17 protein-coding genes and 1 tRNA gene are annotated in these 19353 nt (G+C 40.8%); 1 reads left to right on the top strand and 17 read right to left on the bottom strand.

The window, feature by feature from the left end; translation table 11 throughout:
• Positions 1–5 precede the first annotated feature (5 nt).
• From KKF19_03260 to KKF19_03190, 15 genes are all read right to left on the bottom strand, one after another.
• Entirely contained in the window at positions 6–1316 is a 1311-nt protein-coding gene (locus tag KKF19_03260; protein MBU2579942.1) for a hypothetical protein, read from the bottom strand.
• Entirely contained in the window at positions 1309–2730 is a 1422-nt protein-coding gene (locus KKF19_03255) for a glutamate--tRNA ligase (GenBank protein MBU2579941.1), read from the bottom strand. Before KKF19_03255 ends, KKF19_03260 begins: the two co-directional genes overlap by 8 nt.
• Before the next feature lie 9 nt (positions 2731–2739).
• On the bottom strand, positions 2740–3882 hold the full coding sequence (murG, locus tag KKF19_03250) for an undecaprenyldiphospho-muramoylpentapeptide beta-N-acetylglucosaminyltransferase (GenBank protein ID MBU2579940.1): 1143 nt from the start codon (positions 3880–3882) through the stop codon (positions 2740–2742).
• 14 nt (positions 3883–3896) lie between these two features.
• Entirely contained in the window at positions 3897–4994 is a 1098-nt protein-coding gene (gene ftsW / locus KKF19_03245; protein ID MBU2579939.1) for a putative lipid II flippase FtsW, read from the bottom strand.
• Positions 4995–5000: 6 nt separating this feature from the next.
• The gene (gene mraY, locus KKF19_03240) at positions 5001–6047 is read right to left on the bottom strand and encodes a phospho-N-acetylmuramoyl-pentapeptide-transferase (GenBank protein MBU2579938.1); all 1047 of its coding nucleotides are present in this window, start codon (positions 6045–6047) and stop codon (positions 5001–5003) included.
• 109 nt (positions 6048–6156) lie between these two features.
• On the bottom strand, positions 6157–7110 hold the full coding sequence (locus KKF19_03235) for a serine hydrolase (GenBank protein MBU2579937.1): 954 nt from the start codon (positions 7108–7110) through the stop codon (positions 6157–6159).
• A gap of 3 nt (positions 7111–7113) precedes the next feature.
• Positions 7114–8523 (bottom strand): aspartate--tRNA ligase, encoded by a 1410-nt coding sequence (gene aspS, locus KKF19_03230; GenBank protein ID MBU2579936.1) that lies wholly within the window; start codon positions 8521–8523, stop codon positions 7114–7116.
• 98 nt (positions 8524–8621) lie between these two features.
• Positions 8622–8694 (bottom strand) — tRNA-Lys (locus KKF19_03225).
• A 40-nt stretch (positions 8695–8734) separates the two neighbouring features.
• The gene (locus KKF19_03220) at positions 8735–9280 is read right to left on the bottom strand and encodes a hypothetical protein (GenBank protein MBU2579935.1); all 546 of its coding nucleotides are present in this window, start codon (positions 9278–9280) and stop codon (positions 8735–8737) included.
• A 6-nt stretch (positions 9281–9286) separates the two neighbouring features.
• Complete coding sequence (dnaJ, locus tag KKF19_03215; GenBank protein ID MBU2579934.1) at positions 9287–10375, bottom strand: molecular chaperone DnaJ; 1089 nt, start codon at positions 10373–10375, stop codon at positions 9287–9289.
• Positions 10376–10377: 2 nt separating this feature from the next.
• Positions 10378–11139 carry a hypothetical protein gene (locus KKF19_03210; GenBank protein MBU2579933.1) on the bottom strand — a complete coding sequence of 254 codons (762 nt, stop codon included), beginning with the start codon at positions 11137–11139 and terminating at the stop codon, positions 10378–10380.
• A gap of 20 nt (positions 11140–11159) precedes the next feature.
• Entirely contained in the window at positions 11160–12266 is a 1107-nt protein-coding gene (locus tag KKF19_03205) for a glycosyltransferase family 4 protein (protein MBU2579932.1), read from the bottom strand.
• On the bottom strand, positions 12263–13591 hold the full coding sequence (locus KKF19_03200) for a DUF4012 domain-containing protein (GenBank protein ID MBU2579931.1): 1329 nt from the start codon (positions 13589–13591) through the stop codon (positions 12263–12265). The genes KKF19_03205 and KKF19_03200 overlap by 4 nt, the downstream gene beginning before the upstream one ends.
• Positions 13569–14768: a glycosyltransferase family 4 protein gene (locus KKF19_03195; GenBank protein ID MBU2579930.1), complete on the bottom strand. Its 1200-nt coding sequence runs from the start codon at positions 14766–14768 to the stop codon at positions 13569–13571. The genes KKF19_03200 and KKF19_03195 overlap by 23 nt, the downstream gene beginning before the upstream one ends.
• Entirely contained in the window at positions 14746–15825 is a 1080-nt protein-coding gene (locus tag KKF19_03190) for a radical SAM protein (GenBank protein MBU2579929.1), read from the bottom strand. The genes KKF19_03195 and KKF19_03190 overlap by 23 nt, the downstream gene beginning before the upstream one ends.
• On the opposite strand from KKF19_03190, the gene KKF19_03185 reads away from it, so the two are divergent.
• The gene (locus KKF19_03185; GenBank protein MBU2579928.1) at positions 15826–17052 is read left to right on the top strand and encodes an O-antigen ligase family protein; all 1227 of its coding nucleotides are present in this window, start codon (positions 15826–15828) and stop codon (positions 17050–17052) included.
• A gap of 39 nt (positions 17053–17091) precedes the next feature.
• On the opposite strand, the gene KKF19_03180 is transcribed toward KKF19_03185, so the two are convergent.
• Together KKF19_03180 and KKF19_03175 are read right to left on the bottom strand one after the other, a co-directional pair.
• Entirely contained in the window at positions 17092–17751 is a 660-nt protein-coding gene (locus KKF19_03180; protein ID MBU2579927.1) for a hypothetical protein, read from the bottom strand.
• Positions 17752–17777: 26 nt separating this feature from the next.
• Positions 17778–19283: a LysM peptidoglycan-binding domain-containing protein gene (locus tag KKF19_03175; GenBank protein ID MBU2579926.1), complete on the bottom strand. Its 1506-nt coding sequence runs from the start codon at positions 19281–19283 to the stop codon at positions 17778–17780.
• Between the last annotated feature and the right edge of the window lie 70 nt (positions 19284–19353).

The following is a 19353-nucleotide window of genomic DNA, read 5'->3' as shown; positions in this document are numbered from 1 at the left end:
TTTAATTAATGATATATCACCATCTGACTAATGGTTGTTACGCCATATAAAACAGATAGATAGACCCTTGTTGAGTCCAAATAAATATTAGCGCCAAAGAGCGGGTCATGAACAACATATCGCCCATCATTTGTTTTATGGTGAACAACAACATAGTGTCCCGCATGCCTGTCGACAGCCCTGACAAAAATAATGACAGGATTGCCGGCGCCCAATTCTCGGTCTAAACGAAACCAATCAAAAGAACTCGTATGGGGCGGCGGACAATTAACGCAAGTAATACTCCCCCACTTTTGAGGCCAATAAATTAAATCCCAAGCAAAAATTGACTCTTTGGCTAATTGTTTCGGCGTAATAGCGGAGCCATTTTCGGTCATAACCATCGCGACTGAAGTAATAGCGCAGCCATAATCACCTAATGTGGAATTGCTAATCCCGATCGTTGTATTCGTCCATCTCGCGTCATCTTGTTTGTAATACCAATTCAACGAGGCCCAATATTGCGCGGGTGGCTTTTCTTGCAGTTCCTTCAGACGCGCCAGTTCTTCCGCCTTCTTCTGACGCAAAAGATTAATGTCGCCCAACAATGATTTCTTTTGCGCTTCAATATTAGCAAGCAGTTGCTGATATTTGCTTTCTTCGCCGCGCGTGCTTGTTAAAAGCGCTTCCCTACTTTTCTTTTGGCTGCTTAAAGACCATTTTTGGTCGGTTAATTGCTTTTTAAGCCCTTCCAGCCGCTCTTTTTTTTCTTCTTTATCTTCTTTGTCTCTATTTAAATTATATTTCAGTAATTTAAGACGGTCAACTTTTTCCTGAACGCCGCTTTGTAGATTTTCAAGATAAACAATCTGGCTGTAAAAATCGGAAAAATCATCGCTTTGCAAAATCATTTCCATCTGACTCACCTGATCCTGTTCGGCAATTGATTGGATAATTTTCCCAATATTGTCCTTCTGTGAAGCGATATCCCCCGTCGTCTGCTCAATCCCGTATTCTAGCCGCAAAATTTCCAGTTCCGTTTGGCTGATATCGTCCTCTGTTATTTCCATTTCTGTTTCCAATTTCCCTATCCGCGCGTTAAAAATATATATTTGATTTTTTAAACTATTAATTTCCCCTTGCTTCTGGTTAATCGCCGCCTGATACTCTGCCGCCTTCTTTTCTAATTCCGCCCTCTTATTCTCCTGCTCCAAAATCTGTCGATTCAACTCATCTACCACGCTCCCCCGCCCCGCCAAAGGGAAAACAAAAAAAGCCAAAAGCAAAACCAGCCAAGCATATTGACAAAACGAGTTTAACGAAGAGTTTTTAGACATATTCTTTTATCTTCTCAATCGCCTCTTTTATCCTTTCCAACACCCTCTCCTTCCCCAAAACCTCCATTACTTCATAAGGCCCTGGGGATGCTTTTCTGCCCGTAATCGCCACCCGCAGAGGCCACAGGAGGTCGCCTACGCCGTATTTTTCGGTTAAGGGAGTGATTGTATCCTGGAGCGATTTTTGGTCAAATTTGTCTGTTTTTGAAAGAACTTTTTCCAAAATTTCTAAATTATTTTTCACCTCTTTTAAAGACAATTTCTTCCAAATCAGCAATTCTGGCGCGTAATCTAATTTGTCCAAAAAGAAAAATTCCGTCAACTCCCCTATCTCCGATAACTTCTTCAGCCGCTCGCGCTCCAAAGCAATCACCTTTTTAAGATACGATGGGGGCTGCCCCCGCAACGGGGGCAGCCCCCGAATTAACCCCGCTTCTTTTAAATACGGCAAGCATTTTTTAGTCAACTCATCCAAATCCATTTGGCGGATATATTGCCCGTTGAACCAATTCAATTTTTCAATATCAAAAATGGCGTTTGATTTGTTCATTTTCTCCATTGAAAATTCTCGCGCCAATTCTTCTAAAGAAAAAATCTCTTTTTCGCTTCCCGGATGCCAGCCAAGAAAAGCCATAAAATTCGTGAGCGCTTTCGGCAAATATCCCATTTTTTTGTAATCCTCAATTGCGGTCGCGCCATGCCTCTTGCTCAACTTGGCTTTGTCCGGTCCCATCGTCAAAGGAATATGGGCGTATCGCGGAGGAATAGCCCCGAACGCTTCAAGAAGGAGCATCTGTTTTGGGGTATTGGAAATATGGTCTTCGCCTCTGATAACATGGCTAATCTTCATTTCAATATCATCAATCACAACCGCCAAATTATACAAGGGCGTTTTCTCGTCCCGCGCGATGCCGATATCTCCCAGCAAACCGCAATCAAACTCCACCCGACCCTTAATCATATCGTCAAAAAAGATTTTCTTATCTGGACAATGAAATCTGATAATCCCCTCCCCCTCTTTTGTTTTTTTCTGGCAGGTATGCCGTGGCGATTCTTTTCTCTCCATCTGCCCTTTCTTTTCTTCCTCTAACTCCTCTTTGCTACAACCGCACCAAAACACCTGGCCCGAATCAAAAAGTTTTTTAATATATTTCTGATAAATTTCCTTCCGCTCGCTTTGCCGACAAGGTTCCTCATCCCACTTTAAGCCAAGCCATTCTAAATTTTCCAAAATATCTTTTTCGTATTTCCTGTCCGAACGCGCCAAATCAGTATCTTCAATCCGCAAAATAAAATCGCCGCCATTTTTTTTAGCGAAAAGATAATTAAAAAGCGCCGTTCGCGCCGTCCCAAGATGCAAAGTCCCCGTCGGACTAGGCGCGATTCTTACCCTAATTTTTTGTTTATGTGGCATAGTAATTATTTACCTCCCCAAATCAATCAACCCTTGCGCTATCTTATTCGCCGCTTCCGGTTGGGCAAAATTTCCAGCATTTTTAACCATTTTTCGCGACATCTCCTCATCGCTTAAAATCTTATTAACCTCCGTTAGAAAAAGATTGGGCGTTAAATTATCTTGCTCTAAGACCGAAGCCGCGCCTGCTTTAGCGTAGGCAAAAGCGTTTTCTCTTTGATGGTCCGCGGCCGATTTGGGTATGGGAATTAAAATACTCGGCCGTCCACAAGCCGCGATTTCAAAAATATTAGAAGCCCCGGCGCGCGCGATAATCAGGTCTGACAAAAGATAAGCGGCCGACAATTGTTTCTCGTCCAAAAAAGGAAAAAGATAATACCCGCCGGGCGCTTTTTCTCCAAATTTTCCCTTGATCCATTGATAATTTTTATTCCCGCATTGATGAATAACTTCATACTTTCCTAAAAGACGGGGCAAGACCTCTAAAACCAGCTCATTAATTTTTTGAGCGCCCTGGCTTCCGCCAAAAACAAAAAGCATTGGCTTCTGTCCCGCGGCCCCGAGAATTTTCCTGGCGTTTTCCTTATCTTCTTCACTCTTTGAAGAACAAAGTTGAATAACATCCGCGCGAATCGGATTACCGAGCAAGACCGTCTTTTTGGAAGAGAAATAGCTTTCTGCTGAAACAAAAGAAACGCCAACTCTTTTTGAAAGTTTAGCGACAAAACGATTGGCTAACCCCGGCGTCGCGTCCGACTCGTGAACAAGAATCGGAATTCCGTAAATCCAGCCCGCCAAAGCGACTGGAACGCTGTCATATCCGCCTTTGCTGAAAATGACATCGGGCATTATTTGATAAACCAACCAAAGCGATTGAAAAAAGCCAACTGGTAATTTCAACAAATCAACCAGATTAAGCCAAGAAAAATACCGCCTCATTTTCCCAGCTAAAATCGTCTTGACCTCAATTCCTTCTCGCGAGAGATTTTCAGCAAAACCGCCCGCGCCGACAAAAAACAAATCCAAATCCGTCTCCGAACCAGGTCCAATCGGTTGAGACAATTGATTGTGAATTTTTTTTAATTCTTTGGCAACGGCGATAAGAGGAAAAATATGACCCCCACTCCCTCCTCCTGTGAATAAAATACGCATAGTTTTATCTTTGTTTAATTTTTTTTATATTTTGAAATATTAACTAAAATCCCCATGCTCGCCAAGGAAACAATCATTGCCGAACCGCCGTAACTAACAAAGGGCAAGGGGACGCCCATTAAAGGGATTAACCCGGAAATTGAAGCCATGTTAATAAACGCCTGAAGGGAGATCCATCCAACAATGCCGCCCGCCAGCAAATATCCAAATTTGTCAGGCGATTTTTTGGCCGCCTTAAGCCCTCGCCAGGCCAGACAAACAAAAAGAAGAACCAGAACCCCCGCTCCAATCAGCCCCAATTCTTCGGCCGCGATGGCGAAAACCGAGTCGCCAACTACTTCTGGTAAATATTTCCATTTTTGAATGCTTTGGCCAAGACCCAATCCAAACAATCCACCCGAACCAATCGCTAAAAGCGCTTGATCAATCTGATAACCAATTCCCTGTGGGTCTATTTCTGGATGCAAGTAAACGATAAGCCGATTCGCGTTATAGCCAGTTAGTTTAATAAAAGCCGCGAGCGTCGCCAAACCTAGCCCAGCCAAAGCCACAAGATATGATATTTTTACTTCGGCCAAAAAATAGATAATGCCCGCGATGAGGAAAAAAATTACCAAAGCGCTCATATTGGGCTGAAAAAGAACAAGCGTCACAATCGCCGCGCCGACTACTAAAAAAGGGATGAAACTTTCCCTAATGACTTGTTTGCTTTTCCCCTTTTTACTCAAAAGCGTTGATAGGTATATTATAAAGAATAATTTGACAAATTCAAATGGCTGAAAAGAAAATCCTCCAAATCCGACCCATCTTTTCGCTCCGCCGTGGCTATATCCTAATCCCGGAATAAGAACCAAGCACAATAAAATCAGTCCAAATATCATTAGAGGAAAAGCCGCTTTTTGCCAGCGTTTATAATCCAACCATTGGAAAATAAGAAAAAAAATCAGCCCGGGAATGACGCCATAGAGCAATTGATGATTAAGAAAATGGTAACCTTGCCCCGAAACATCTCGAGATAAAACCATGGAAGCGTTGAAAAGAACCACTAAACCAAAAAAGACAATCACAAAAATAATTAAAATCAAAATATAGTCAGGTTGTCGATTTTTCATAAAAAGTTAAACCATCTTCTCCACAAAGGCCAAGACCAATCCTATAACCGCCATGACGCCGTTAATCATCCAGAAACGCATGGTAATTTTTGTCTCCGGCCACCCCTTCGCTTCAAAATGATGATGAATTGGCGCGGACAAAAAGACCTTTTTCCTGCGAATTTTTTTTGAAACGACTTGGATAATAACTGAAGCCGACTCCATGACTAAAACAAATCCAATAAAAGGCAAAAGTAAAAAAGCGTTCGTCAACATCGCGATAACCCCCAAAGTAATTCCCAGCGACATCGCGCCCGTGTCGCCCATAAAAAATTTCGCGGGATAAATATTATTCCAAAGAAAAGCCAACAAGCCCCCGATAATCACTCCGCACAAAACGGCCAAATTCATTTTGCCCTGCGAAAAAGCGATAACCCCATAAGACGCGAAAGCGATTAAAAGAATACCTCCCGACAATCCGTCCAATCCGTCTGTTTCATTCACGGAAAAAGCAGTTGCCACGATCACAAACATAAAAACAAGAATATACCACCAGCCAATATTAAAATCGCCCACAAAAGGAACATGGATTAAATCCCAGTCCAATTTCCAATAGAACCACCAAGCGCCAAAAGCGGCGATGACTGTATAAATAACGCTGCGATGCCTCATTCTTAATCCCCCGCCGTTCGGCCCGATATTAAAGACCCCCATTAAATCATCTCCAAGACCAACTAAAGCGGAAGCGATTAAAACACCCAAAGGAAGAAGTGTTTCTCCGCGAGTTAAGAAATTCAACTCTCCCAAAATACTCTCGGGAAAAATTTTCCCCAACCACCAAAAAAGAAGCGTAAAAAGCAAAACAGTTCCCCAAATCAAAATTCCGCCCGCCGTCGGCGTCCCCTCTTTTTTTTGATGCAATTCGGCGAAAATAGGAGCGCCTTCAGACCGAATCTGCTTGCCCAAACGATATTTTTTGAGAAAATGAATTAACGCCGGCATCCAAGCCAAAGCAAAAACAAACGCCAATGTCGCCAACCCCAAAATCCGAGAAACATGAAAAATATCAGACATAAAAATATAATTTTCAATTCTCAATTTCCAATTTTCAAAAATATTCAAATTTCTCCTAATTTTCTTCTTGTTTTTCTTATTTGAAAATTGAAAATTGAAAATTAAAGACCTATTCCCACCGATACGCTTCTCCCGCCCATTCAATTAGTTTTTTTGCCTCCGCAAACCTTTCCTCCGCTCCTAAAATGATCGTAATTAAATAATCTTTTTCTAATTGTTGAGTAATTAAAATAAAACACCCTTGCGCTTCTTGTGTGTATCCCGTTTTGCCGCCGATAATATTCGGTAAATTTCCGAGCAATTCATTCGTGCTAATCCAATGATGCTTAATCTCACCGTCAATTGAAGATAAATCAATCGCGGGCGTTCTCGTGATTTGCCAAATCAGAGGATATTTAAAAACATACTTAACCAATTCAGATAAATCCCCAACCGTTGAAACATTATCCGCCTGATACCCGCTTGAGTCGGTAAAATTAGTCTTTCCCAAATTCAAACTCTTCGCTTTTTCGTTCATCAACCACACGAAATCATTTCCTGTTTTAACCTGAACGGCTTCCGCCAAAGCCACCGCGGCGTCATTGCTTGATTCCACCAAAAGAGCGTAAAGCAAATTTTCAACCGTTATTTTTTCACCAATAACTAAACCGCCTTTATCTCCATAAGCGCTCAAGGCATTTTCCGAGATAATAACTTCTTCGCTTAAATTAATATTCTCCAAAACAACAACCGCCGTCATTAATTTCGTTAAACTCGCAATAGGAAAAACATCGTCAATATTTTTTTGATAAAGAATTTTATTTTTGCTTAACAAAGAAGGCTCGTCCGCGAGATTAGAAACCAAAGCCGCCTCCGCCGCGATTTCTGGATCATCAATCCCCCAATCGCGCATAGGTAAAAAATTAGGATTGGAAAACCATAAAGATGAAATAGAAGAAAGGTGTTGTTTGCCAATTTCTTCCTCAACGGGCGCCTCAATGGGCAACGGCTGTTGAACTGGTTCAACAGAAAAAATAAGCGGCTCAAAAATAAGCAATATAGTAATTAAAAATTTACCCAACATTTTTTATTTCTTTATCTCTATTCCTAACTCCCTCAACTGTTCCGGAGTCACCGCGCTCGGCGCTTCCATGACTAAGTCCCTCCCGTCGCCCGTCTTCGGAAAAGCGATCACTTCCCTAATATTTTCCTCGTTCAAAAGCACCATCAAAAGACGGTCTAATCCAATCGCTAGTCCGCCATGGGGAGGCGCTCCGTATTCAAACGCCCTCAATAAATGACCAAATTTATCTTCAACCTCCTCCTTGCCCAAACCAACCAATTTAAAAATCTTTTCCTGAAGGTCCCGATGGTGAATCCGAATGCTTCCCCCGCCAATTTCATTTCCGTTAAGAACCAAATCATATTGCCGCGAACGAACCTTCAGCGGCTCTTTTTCCAAAATAGGCAAATCCTCATCCACGGGAGAAGTAAAAATATGATGGCAGGACTCGTATCTTTTTTCATCGCTGTTCCATTCAAACAAAGGCCAATTGACAATCCAAACAAAAGCCAACTCATTCGGGTCGTTTTTATCTTTTCTTAAATCGGGCTTGTCTGTTCCATATTTTTTAATCGCCTCTTGATAATCTAATTTCAAAAACGGCTTAAATGTAAGTTTTTTAGATAGTCCCTTGTCTAATACAATTAATTTCTTAACAACCTCCAAAACAAGTTTTTCAACCAAGCCCATAACATTCGCCCGTTTAACGAATGACATTTCTATATCAAGTTGGGTAAATTCCGGCTGGCGGTCTCCTCTCAAATCCTCGTCGCGCAAACAGTGGGCAATTTGAAAATATCTCTCAATTCCCGCAACCATCAATAACTGCTTCAATTGTTGAGGCGCTTGAGGCAAGGCGTAAAACTCTCCCGGATGCAAACGGCTCGGCACCAAAAAATCCCGCGAACCCTCGGGCGTTGATTTAGTCAAAAGCGGCGTTTCTACTTCCAGAAATCCTCTCTTGTCCATAAAATTCCTGATTGTTTTAACAATCTTATGCCGCAAAAACAAATTTTTTCGCATCTTCGGACGGCGCAAATCTAAATATCTATATTTCAAACGAACCTCCTCGCCCACTTTTTTCGCCTTGGCGCCTTCCGCCACTTCAAAAGGCGGCGTTTTCGCTTCGTTTAATATTTTCAATTCCTTAACCTCTATTTCAATCTCGCCTGTGGAAATTTTTTCATTAACCATTTTCCCGGGCCTCTTATTAACCTTGCCCACAACCTCAATCACCCATTCGCTTCTTAAGGAATTAGCAAGCTTATACAAAACCGTATTTTCAGGCAAAAAAACAAGCTGGACAATTCCGCTCCTATCGCGCAAGTCGGCGAAAATAATCCGCCCATGGTCCCGCCGCTGATGGACCCACCCTGCCAATTTAACCTCCTCACCAATCTCCCCGACCGCCTTAATATTTAAAATTCTTCTCATGGTTATAATCTACCACTTTTCCCCCCAACAATCAATTGTTAATAATCCCCAACAAAAAAGTGTTCAACCCTGAAGGTTGAACACCTTTTGTTAGAAAGTGCGCCGTGAGGGAGTTGAACCCCCGACCATCTCCTTAAAAGGGAGCTGCTCTGCCAACTGAGCTAACGGCGCGTAAAAACCTTAGGTATCTTATACAAAATCTCTAAAAAAATCAATCTTTTTTAGAGATATTCCTCCTCATCAAAACCATCACCAAAATCGGAAGAAGAATCCAAACAAATCGCGCTTCAGGACCGACAAGCGCTTTTTGAATGGAATAACTCAAGGTGACGACAACTTCTTCAGACAGGAAAGAAATAATTATCATCGCCAACAACCCGACTTGAGCGACGCTTAAAATAAATAATTGTATCCACGAAGCATCCCCTCTTTTTTTAACTCTGAAAACAGAACTCAAAACAGAGCGCGGAATTAAGAAATAAAAAAGCAAAATCAATCCCAAAAAAACCAAAATCATCAGAGACGCCGACGGCCCTTCGCTCATTCCTAGCCAACCTAAAGACGAAAAGCGAGACCACGGAATCGCCTGTGCAATAGAAAAAGAAAAATAACTGCTCAAAAGTAAAACAATCATCCTATTCCGCCCAAGAAAAAAACCATAGACCAAAACCGCAATCAAAAAAATCAGCGCGATAAATAAATCCCACCCCGAAGCCGCCCCAACATGCAAATTTGCTAAAAATTGGCGAAATTCCATAAAAATTTAAATAATCTCCCCTAATTCTTTAATAACCTTTTTCTGCTTCCAAGACATTTTTTTAGGAACCTTAACCTGAACTTTAATTATCATATCGCCATGCCCTCCGCCATGAAGACGCGGCATCCCCTTTCCTTTTAATCGTATCAATTCCCCCGGCTGAATTCCCGCTGGTATTTTTAATTTAACATTGCCATCTAAAGTCGGTATCTCTATTTTATCTCCCAAAGCCGCTTGCGTAAAGTTTATATCCAAATCAAAAATCAAAATATTCCCCTGTCGCTTAAAATATTTATGCGGGCGAATATGAATATTAACAAACAAATCCCCCGCTGGTCCGCCATAAGGTCCCGCTTCTCCCTGCCCCGACATTTTCAAAACCTGCCCCCCGTCAATTCCTTCAGGAACGGCAATTTTAACTTTTTTTATTTCCTTAACTCTTCCCTGTCCACGGCATTCGGAACAAATTTTCTCCGGCGCCTCGCCTCGTCCGTGGCATCGCGAGCAAGGTCTCTGTTGAATAAACATACTCAACAATCCCCCGCCTCTTACTTGCTCATATCCGCTTCCTTGGCAAACTGGACATTTTTTTAACGACTCTCCTCCCTTTCCGCCGCACTTCGCGCAAAGAACCATCTTCCGCAAATCCGCCTCTTTCTTAACGCCCCGAAACGCCTCTTCTAAATCTATTTCCATATCCAAAGCGATGTCCTGCCCGTATTCCGCCCTTTGCCTCGCCCCCCGCCTGGCGCCAAACGCCTGTTCAAAAATTCTACTAAATCCCAAGTCCTCAAAATTATCCTGCCCACCAAAAACATCGTAAAAATGGCTAAAATCCTGTCCAGAAAATCCCTGACCTTGCCCAAATCCTCCGCCATTAAATGTCTGCCCGTATTGGTCGTATTGCGCCCTTTTGTTTTTATCAGACAAAGCGCCATACGCTTGGCTCACCTCTTTAAATTTTTTTTCGTATTCTTTTTTCTTATCCTCCGAAGCGCGGTCGGGATGATATTTAAGAGCCAATTTTCTGTATGCCCTTTTAATTTCATCCTCCGAAGCGCTCTTCTCAACCCCCAATATTTTATAATAATCCATAGTTATGTTTCCATTACTTCCTGCAAAACCGCCTTCTCGTGTATTTTAACCGCGCCGAAAGAAACCAAAATTTTAAAAATCGCGGCGCTTAAAAGTATGACTAACCATATTAAAACAATACCTAGCGCTTTCACCGTGAAAAAAACTCCGACCGCTAATCCAAAAGGAATATACTCTTCATAATTTTGGCTATATTTGTTAACACTCTGATTAACCGAATCATAAATCATATCGCCAATTTCTTCGCTGCTGCCTAAAGAAGCGCTATCAATCATTGGTTGAGAAATCGCGTCAAATAAAGGACGAGGAATTTCAATTTTGCCCTGCCACTGCGCCGCCAAAGGAGAGAAATAATAGACAGCGGCAATAATTAAAGCGAGACCTGTTAAAACCGAAGGCAGTCCTTTCCGAAGAATTTTACCTATTTGAATTTTAATCCTATTTTCTTTTTCGTTAATCGCGCGCGCGAACCCAAAAGAAAACAGTAAAAGCGCGACAATTAAAACAGCCAAATAACTTAAATTAATTCCAAAAGCAAACAAAAAGCTAACCAAAACAAAAGTAAGAGTAATGAAAAGATTAATTTTTGATTTGGTCAACAAGCAATTTAAAGACAAAAAAACCAATAAAACCAAAAAACCAACGCTTGGAAAAATCCAATTTCCGCCCTCAAACAAAAAACCCTTCAACCCCGCCCAACTAGCGGCGGCGATGACGGCGGCTAAACCCACAATAACTGATTGAACCATGCGATTCTTATCCATACCGCCACTATACCACAAAATCAAATATACTTCAAAACAGTTTTCTCCACAATTCCCGCCCAACTGTCGTAATTGTTTTTAAGATAATTTTTCGCTTGACGAGATTTTTTAAGGGGCGTTTTTTGTTCCCCTAAAATTTTCTCCATTTCTTCCGCGAGGTTCTTAACACTTTTATTCCTAAAAAGAAAAACATTATCCCCAAGCATTTTTTTATGAATTTTAATATCCGAAAGCAGAATCGGAACACCAAAACTCGCCGCTTCTAAAACCGTCACAGGCAAACCCTCTTGTTCTGAAGGGTTGATAAACAAACAAGCGTTGCTGAAAAGTTCTTTCAAAATTTTTCCTTGCTGGGCATCCAAAAAAATAATCCGCGTATCATTTTTGGCTCTTTGCGCAAGTTCGTTCTTGTAATCGCGCGTATAAAAAGAAGGACCGACGATAACCAATTTTTTATCCGTCTTAATTTTTTGATAAGCATCAATTAAATAATGAATGCCCTTATGAGGAATTAAACGGCTCACCGCCAAAATATATCCATCCTTTTTCAGTCCCCATTTTCTCACAATTAAATCAGCGGGTATTTTCTCTTCCTCGTCAACCCCGTGGGGAATAAAAGAACTTTTCCTCTTATATGTCTTCGCGATATATTCCTGAATTTCTTCGGAAACCGCGATCACCTCGTCCGCCAATAAACATCCAATCATTTCTCCAAAACGCAAGAAAAACCGAGCCGCGCTTCCCCATTTTTTATGAAAATAATCGTGGCAATGAAGAGTAAAAACCACCTTCGCGCTCGGCTTAAAAAGTTTTGGGATCCAAAGACATAAAGCCGGACCAACGCCATGGTAGTGAATGACATCTGCTCTAATTTTAAAAATAGCGTGCCAACTCGCTAAAAAGATATGGCTAATCGCGTCCAAATGCTTTGTCTGAATACTGGGCAAATGAATAATATTTACCCCCTTAAATTTTTTAGTTTTCTTAGGCGTGTAATAAGAGCGCGCGTAAACAAAAACCTCGCGATTTTTTTCCCGCGCTAAAGAACAAGAAATTTTCTCGACATGCCGCTCTATTCCCCCAAAAAGAGTTGGTATTCCTTTTTGCCCAATCATTGCTATCTTCATTTTCTTTCAATAACTCCCTCCCAGTCGTTCTTAATAATGTTTTCTTCAACTTCTTCGCGTTCGCCTTCCTTGAAAATAAACTTAAGGGGTAAGCTGTTAATCCCCGATTGCTTTTGAACCAAAATCTGATAATCCGTTTCGTCTTTCAATCGCGATGGCAAGAGATAAGAAAATTCAACAGTTTTTGTTTCGCCCGACGGAATAATAATCCAATTGCCAAAAACCGTTTTGCCAAATTCATCTAAAAATTCTGTCTCGTCCTCGGTTCCGTAAGCAGCCAAAAGCCAACTCTTATACGGCGCGTAAATTCTTAAATAAACTTGATAGTCATGGTTAAACCAATCTTTTTCTCCGCCTATATGCGTAAATTTAATTTTCAAATTAGCCATAGGCGCGTCCTTTGAAAAATCAACTAAATATTCCACTTCCCTCGTCACAAAAGCGTTGCTTTTTCTCGCGCCTAAATTCGCTTCAACAATCATTAAATAATCGCCTGAATGCGACTGGTCAACCCGTCCGCTCCATCCAAGTTCGTCAACCACTTCTTGCTCTTTCTCGTCTTTAAAAAACAAAAGAATATTTTTTTCAGCCAATTCGTTCATAACCAATCCTCTTAAATCGTTCTTTTGCCAAAAATTATTTTCTGTTATCCCCCCTAAAACATTCTTAACCAACGCTTTATAAACCGTTTTTCTTTCACCCGCGTCAATCCCCCTTTCAAGATAACCCCTCTCGGTTTCGTATTCCAAATCATAAAGAACCGTCTCCGCAACAAATTCTTTATCAAATTCCTCTAAATAAGCCGGACCAATTAATTCCATTAAATCAGGCAAAACAGACGCGTTAAGCGCGATGACCCCGTCAAAATTCTCCGTTCCGCCTTGAAGGCGATAAAAATATTCAACCTGCCGCGCCGCCGTCGGCCAATCAGGAGACCAATTACCATCCCTCATTTGCCAATTGCTAATGCCTAAATGTTCTTTCATCGGTTGAGGCGGCTCTGTTTGAACTTTGCCAAATCCGTCAAAAATATTTGTATCGTGCATTTCAAAAGAAACCACTCCCGCGTTCTTTATTTTAATAATTCCAAAAGCGCCCAAATACCCTCCGCTTGGCCTTAATTCCAAATTATTTTGAAAAAGCAAAAGATAATTTCTCTCCTCGCCAAAGCCAGCCAATTTAGGAAGTATTTTCAAAAAAGAAATCTGTTCTATCTTTTGGATGCTTCCTTCAATCCAACCATTTTGCCACAGCATAAAACTTCCTGTCACGACAAGGACCAAACAAACCGCCGCGATAATTTTAGTCATTCTTAATTCGTTCATAAACCCGTTTTAATTTCTTATAATGCCCCTCCGAGCCATACTTTTTCAAAGCCTCTTCCCGCGCATTTTCTCCTATTTTCTTTATTTTCTCTGGCTGACTCATCGCCCAAAGGATTTTTTCCGCCAAATCATTTTTATCGCCCGCCTCAAAAAGCAATCCTGTTTTACCATTTTCAATCATTTCTGGCAATCCCCCAATCTTGGCGGCTAAAACCGTCTTACCCAAAGCGAAGCTTTCTAAAACGCTGTACGGAAAATTTTCCGGCCAAAGAGAAGGAACAACCACCAACCGCGCGTTAAAAATCTTTTCTTTCAGCGCCTCACTATTTAATCGTCCTAAAAATTCCACGCCATCCTCGTTCTTAGCTATCTTCCTTAAATTCTCTTCTTCTGGACCGTCGCCAGCTATTTTTAACTTCCAGCCATTTGCTTCTTTGTCAACCGCCTTCAGAAACGCTTTAATTAAAAGAGCAATTCCTTTCTCTTCGCTTAATCGCCCAAAATACAAGATGTATTTTTCGTCCTTATTCTGCCTAATTTTTTCTAAATTGTCAATAGTAATAAAATTTGGCAGGTGAATAATTTTATCAAAAGGAATCCCCCATTCCAACGCCTTTTCTTTAATAAACAAACTCGGCGCTAAAAACATATCTATTTTATGGGCGGCCTTCAAAAAATCTCTCTGCCATTTCCCTTCCAAATACCCTAAGAAACTTTTTATCCGCGAATTATGAACGCATTTTTTATAAAAACAAGCGCGATAATTTCTTTTTTTGAGACAATCAAAACAAACCTTGCCTCGCGTAAAAAACTTATAATTAGGGCAAAAAAACTTATAATCATGCAGTGTCATGACAATCGGTATCCCGCGTTTTTTTAAAGCAAAAATAATAGAAGGAGAAAAATGCCCAAAAATATTGTGCAAATGAGCGACATCTGGTTTTTCTCGCTCAATTACCTTTTCTAATTTTTTAACCGCATCCCTATTCCAAAAAATCCGCCTAACTTTTTTAAAATCCTTCAAAAATCCTTCTCTTTTAGAAAAATCCAGAGGATGCCGCGCGCTCCAAACCGAAACCCGCTCCCCCTCCGCCGAAAGCAATTCCGCCAAATCAAAAAAATACCGCTCCGCTCCCCCTTTCAAAAAGAAAAATTTATTTATTTGAAGAATTTTCATATCTTAGAGGGGACAGTCCCTCGCCGCGAGGGACTGTCCCCGTTTTTAATTTTAGAGACTGCCCCCATCTTAACCGTTTTACTATTTTCTTTAAAACCCACCATCCAACCCGAAACGGATGCCTTTTTACCGCCTGCCTCGCCGTACAAACCATCCAGTTAACTGGCTTCTCTCCAAAAGAAACTAATCCTTGCGTTCCTTTGGCAAATTCATCCCAATCCCCGACTTCTTCCAATCGCCCTATTTTCAAATCCCAAACATCCGAAGGATAAATATTGCCAAAGGGGTCAATAAAAACCGACGCCAGCCCCGAATAATCAGGCAAGACCCTTTGTTTTTCCTCCAAAAATTTGATAAGTCCCCAAGCGAAATACGCTCTTGCCCATCGCTTCAACGAAAACTTTTTTAATTCCTGCTCTATAAGCCAATTAATTTCTTTTTTAACCGTTGCAATTTTGCCAATTTTATTATTCTCTATTTGAAAATAATGGGAAGAATTATGACAAGCTGCCAAACTAAACTCAACGCCTAATTCTCCGCTCAATTGATAGACCCTTTTTAATTGATTTATATTCTCATTATTCAAAGTAAAAGCGATCTTCAAATCCTTTAAGCCTAATTCTTTCAAAAGCCGTATCGTTTCCAAGGCCAAACTAAAACCGCCGGGAAATCCCCTTAATTCCTCGTGAACCTTTCCAAATCCATCCAAAGAAACCGCTACGCCAATATCTCTCTTGAATTTAATAATTTCCGTCATTCTTTTTTTAATAATACTGGGCAAAAACCCATTGGTGGAAATAATAATTTTGGCTTGAGGACATCGACGGCTGATGACCCTGACAATTTCGGGCAAATCAGGCCTCAAAAACGGTTCGCCTCCGCTAATATTGACGCTCTCAAGATTTCGTGGTAAATTTTCATAATCAGAGGGCTGACAAGAAAATGTTTCTCGACTCTGCCAAATATAGCAAAATTGACAGCAACTATTACATTGATAAGTCACCGCCAAAACAGCGTCCTTAATATCAGAAGATAAGTTTTTATTAAAATTGAACATATGCCCCATACTCTACCAAAAAACACAGAAAAAGTCAACCCTAAAACGGGTAAAAAACTATTTTATTTTTTGCTCTCTTTAACGCTCCTGCGACCATCTTTGGATATTCTTGGTCAAAAAGAATTTAGTATTTATTACACCCTGCCATCCTTCAATCTCAACGCCATTATCGGCAGCATCGTTTTTATTATCTCCCTGTTTTTTATCCTAAAAAACTTGAAATCTATCATTTCAGCCCCTCTCTTTTACCCTATTTCCGCTTTTCTAGGACTAATTTTTTTGAGCATTTTTTATTCATTAGACCAAACAGCCAGCGCCAGAGAATTTATCCGATTATCCAGCATTTTCTTTCTCTATTTTATCGCTTACAAATTAGTCAATAGTAAAAAAGATTGGTTCTTGCTCTTAAAAATTATTTTAATCAGCTATATCCCGCCCGCGATTTTCGCCACCATCCAACTCATTGGCGGATTCGGATTACCCGACGATTTCGGCGGTTTTAATAGAATTTACGGCACATTCGCGCATCCCAACCTCTTCGCCTTCTACACTTTCTTCATCTTAGGGATAATTATCAGTTTAATTTTAGCAAATAAAAAAAAGCCCAACGCCATTTTTCTTATTTCCGCTGTTGTTCTAACTGTTTTGCTTTTAGCGACATATACTCGCAGCGCGCTTGCTTGCTTGATGTTTTTTGTTTTAATTTTTGGCATCTTTAAATACAGAAAATTACTTCTTGCTGGCGCTTTGTTTTTTATTCTGCTTTACTTTTTTTCCGATGTTTTCCAGCAACGGCTTTGGGAACTAATTTCTTTAGACCCTTACGGCTCAGTCATCTGGCGCTTGCGTCTTTGGCAAGATATTATTCCTGTCTCCCTCTGGCAACCTTGGTTCGGATACGGAAGCGGAACATTTGAACGATTGGTTGAATATTACCGCGGGTTTCAATGGGGCAGTTTAGAGGCGCACAACGATTACTTAAAAATATTCGTTGAAAACGGCGCCTTAGGATTAGCCGCCTATTTATGGCTTATCTCCGCCTCGTTATTTTATCTCTTAAAAAAGTTTATAAAATCCGTTGGAAAAGAAAAAATTATGGCCTTGGGAATTTTCACCATCTGCCTAAGTTTATTCGCCGCCGGATTCTTTGACAACATTCTGCGGACAACTGCCCTCCAATGGAACCTCTGGATACTAATAGCCGCCTGGCTCAAGCAAGCCAAATAAAAAACCCTTGCGTTCCTCAACACAAGGGTTTGTTTGTTGTTATTTCAATTCGGGACAATAGCCCCACCTATTAGCAGAAATAAAATCATCCATTTTAATCTTTTTTTCCGCCAGAACTTCCTTCAATGGTCTTACTTTGTCTTTGTAAAAGACCGGGCAAATCAACAATGTGTTAATATCGGCCTTATTGAAGATAGTGGTTTTATAAGCCGTAAAATTATTGTCTGGGTTAATCATTAAATAACCCAGTTCGTTCTTAACGCTTATTCCCATCCCCCACCATCCATCAACAAATGGCTCTCCGAACCTTAGCGCCGGATTGGGAATGGTTATAACAGCCGTGCCATTAGCCACTTTAACTTCGGAGAAAAACTTTGTTTTATATCCGCCTCTTTCTTTAAAAAGAGAAACTAAACGAATTCTCGATGGTTCAAATGGAGGCGCTTTTGTGTCATTCTTAGGAACCAAATAAGATCCCTCAAAAGTCACTTTGATCATTTTCCCTCCATCCAAAAGTTCAAACACAGGAACCAACGATTCCACTTTTTCTTTTTTCGCGAAAGCGTCGTCTGCTTCTTTAATGTCCGATTTCATATCGGCTGCAATGTTTTCTTTCCAACTATCATCTTTCTGATGAGCGCAACTTACTAAAAAAAACATTAAGCACGCCACTATTCCTAATCTGATAAGATTTCTCATCTCTCCTACCTCCTTTTCAGTATTTTTTAATATCCCTCTTCTATATCTTTCTCAAAATCCCAATCATCCCCTGCTGGATAACCAACAATTGTGTGATAGAGATTATATAAACTCACTTCGCCATACCACCCTTTTGAATCGGCATGACTACTATTCCAGTGTGTATATCCGGGACCTACCTTAATGGAACCATTCCAAAAAGATAATCCTCCCGCTATCCTATTACCCAGCCTATAATGCTCGGCGTAATAAGTACTCCTGCCTTCCGCCCAGATTTGGACGGACTTTTTTTGGTTCAAACTATATATGTCACTGTATAACGATATATTATAAGCGTTTTTGTCGTCGGGCTCGCCGCCTAACGCTTGCCCTTCCCAATGGTCTTCCTTTTTCTCATTATAGCCAAATTCCAACTCCATTGAGCCGCGGGTCTTGCTAAACCATTTTTCGTTAGTCCGTCCGCTATACTCAACAGAATTATAGATATTTAAAATATCTGTTTTCTGCTTCATATCGTAGCGGCCGTATTCGTTAACCAAAAATCCTTTGTCCTTACGATTGCCTAAACCAACGCGGCTAATCGCTTCCCAATCGCGAGAATCATCTCGAAATCGTCCGGCCAAAGACCAAATATCCACATCTCCTTTATAGCGAAATGGGTCTTCTTCACCTGTTTTGCCCTTCCAATTGCGAGTAGTGTAGTTGAGCCCAAAAGCCCACTCATTGCCTTCGTCATCATCAAGAACAACAGGATAAAGAGTCGTGGATTGCCACCAACCCTTCACTTTATTCCCGTCGGTATATCTTTCATCAAACGCGCCCCAAGTAGAATCCCAGTCCCACTTGTATTCTTTAGGTTGTTGAATTTTAGCAATTGCCCTTTCTAATTCGCCCATATCGGCGAAAGGCGGCGCAGGTGGCGGAGGAATTTTTTTCCCTCTAATTGCCCAATTCCCGCAGCGCAAGATATACCAAATTTGTTTTCCGCTAATACTATAAACGCGGGCTGAATGCTTTAAGCTTAGTTTTTCAACAACAATTAGGTTGGAAACAACCTTCATATTGCCAAAAAGCATTAAGTCGAACTTATCTTTATTGCCAACTAAATCCCACCTAAAACCATCTTGTGATTTTTCCGCAATAGATTTTTTGTGAATCGCGAGAATTCTATCGGCTTCCGCTCCTGACAAGCCGCAAATCTCAATCAATCCTCTTCTATCTTTAGCAATTTGCTTTTGCGAAAGCGGATTAATTCCTTTACTCCTAAAGGGATTACTTCCAATCCGAACTTTTTTTAGAACGGACGCGTCAATTAAATCAGATAAACTAATTTTCTGACCCGGAAAAATTAAATTCCTATTTTTCGCGTCTGTTCTAACTTGTCCCCAATTCAGATGGAAAACTTTTGTGGCAATTCTATAAATAGAATCACCTTTTTTTACGATATGAACCCCGCTCTTATCCGAAGAAAAGGCAGGATTCGCGAAAACCATTATTGCCATTATTGTTACGGCAAACAAAAACTTTTTCACAACACCCACCTCCTTTTTATGGTTTTAATAGTTTGATAGGGACAGTCCCTGTTGCGGGGACTGTCCCTAT

This window comes from Patescibacteria group bacterium (assembly GCA_018830295.1).
Taxonomy (GTDB): domain Bacteria; phylum Patescibacteriota; class Minisyncoccia; order Portnoybacterales; family UBA2143; genus JAHJSM01.
Note: the sequence above shows the minus strand (reverse complement) of the source record. Positions and strands in the feature narration are given on the sequence as shown.

What these genes read in the sequence shown, in the direction of transcription:
- dnaJ (MBU2579934.1), bottom strand. Translation starts at nt 10,375, where the DNA reads ATGGATTATTATAAAATATTGGGGGTTGAGAAGAGCGCTTCGGAGGAT.
- KKF19_03210 (MBU2579933.1), bottom strand. Translation starts at nt 11,139, where the DNA reads ATGGATAAGAATCGCATGGTTCAATCAGTTATTGTGGGTTTAGCCGCC.
- murG (MBU2579940.1), bottom strand. Translation starts at nt 3,882, where the DNA reads ATGCGTATTTTATTCACAGGAGGAGGGAGTGGGGGTCATATTTTTCCT.
- KKF19_03195 (MBU2579930.1), bottom strand. Translation starts at nt 14,768, where the DNA reads ATGAAAATTCTTCAAATAAATAAATTTTTCTTTTTGAAAGGGGGAGCG.
- KKF19_03200 (MBU2579931.1), bottom strand. Translation starts at nt 13,591, where the DNA reads ATGAACGAATTAAGAATGACTAAAATTATCGCGGCGGTTTGTTTGGTC.
- aspS (MBU2579936.1), bottom strand. Translation starts at nt 8,523, where the DNA reads ATGAGAAGAATTTTAAATATTAAGGCGGTCGGGGAGATTGGTGAGGAG.
- KKF19_03235 (MBU2579937.1), bottom strand. Translation starts at nt 7,110, where the DNA reads ATGTTGGGTAAATTTTTAATTACTATATTGCTTATTTTTGAGCCGCTT.
- ftsW (MBU2579939.1), bottom strand. Translation starts at nt 4,994, where the DNA reads ATGAAAAATCGACAACCTGACTATATTTTGATTTTAATTATTTTTGTG.
- KKF19_03205 (MBU2579932.1), bottom strand. Translation starts at nt 12,266, where the DNA reads ATGAAGATAGCAATGATTGGGCAAAAAGGAATACCAACTCTTTTTGGG.
- KKF19_03190 (MBU2579929.1), bottom strand. Translation starts at nt 15,825, where the DNA reads ATGTTCAATTTTAATAAAAACTTATCTTCTGATATTAAGGACGCTGTT.
- KKF19_03185 (MBU2579928.1), top strand. Translation starts at nt 15,826, where the DNA reads ATGCCCCATACTCTACCAAAAAACACAGAAAAAGTCAACCCTAAAACG.
- KKF19_03180 (MBU2579927.1), bottom strand. Translation starts at nt 17,751, where the DNA reads ATGAGAAATCTTATCAGATTAGGAATAGTGGCGTGCTTAATGTTTTTT.
- mraY (MBU2579938.1), bottom strand. Translation starts at nt 6,047, where the DNA reads ATGTCTGATATTTTTCATGTTTCTCGGATTTTGGGGTTGGCGACATTG.
- KKF19_03220 (MBU2579935.1), bottom strand. Translation starts at nt 9,280, where the DNA reads ATGGAATTTCGCCAATTTTTAGCAAATTTGCATGTTGGGGCGGCTTCG.
- KKF19_03260 (MBU2579942.1), bottom strand. Translation starts at nt 1,316, where the DNA reads ATGTCTAAAAACTCTTCGTTAAACTCGTTTTGTCAATATGCTTGGCTG.
- KKF19_03255 (MBU2579941.1), bottom strand. Translation starts at nt 2,730, where the DNA reads ATGCCACATAAACAAAAAATTAGGGTAAGAATCGCGCCTAGTCCGACG.